Below are 649 nucleotides of genomic sequence, written 5' to 3'. Positions count from 1 at the left end.
GAGGCGAACCAGTGGCCGGAGGACGTCGTCGACTACTTCGGCGACTACACCTCCGGCGGCGACGAATGCCACATGGCGTTCCACTTCCCGGTCATGCCCCGCATCTTCATGGCCGTCCGCCGCGAATCCCGCTACCCCGTCTCCGAGATCCTGGCCAAGACCCCGGCGATCCCCTCGGGCTGCCAGTGGGGCATCTTCCTGCGCAACCACGACGAGCTGACCCTGGAGATGGTCACCGACGAGGAGCGCGACTACATGTGGGCCGAATACGCCAAAGACCCCCGCATGCGCGCCAACATCGGCATCCGCCGCCGGCTGGCCCCCCTGCTGGACAACGACCGCAACCAGATCGAGCTGTTCACCGCCCTGCTGCTGTCCCTGCCCGGCTCCCCGATCCTGTACTACGGCGACGAGATCGGCATGGGCGACAACATCTGGCTCGGCGACCGCGACGCGGTGCGCACGCCCATGCAGTGGACCCCCGACCGCAACGCCGGCTTCTCCTCCAGCGACCCCGGGCGCCTCTTCCTGCCCACGATCATGGACCCGGTCTACGGCTACCAGGTCACCAACGTCGAGGCCTCCATGTCCTCGCCGTCCTCGCTGCTGCACTGGACCCGCCGCATGATCGAGATCCGCAAGCAGAACC

The 649-nt window shown here is 67.5% G+C and carries 1 protein-coding gene; it reads left to right on the top strand.

Annotation, left to right across the window (positions count from 1 at the left end):
* On the top strand, window positions 1–649 hold a 649-nt coding region (locus IE318_RS44520), incomplete at both ends, for an alpha-amylase family glycosyl hydrolase (protein ID WP_268256795.1).

Origin of the sequence: Streptomyces spiralis (genome assembly GCF_014654675.1) — a bacterium.
Classification (GTDB): Bacteria; Actinomycetota; Actinomycetes; order Streptomycetales; family Streptomycetaceae; genus Streptomyces; species Streptomyces spiralis.
The sequence above is the reverse complement of the archived record's forward strand: the minus strand, read 5'-3'. Positions and strand labels throughout refer to the sequence as shown.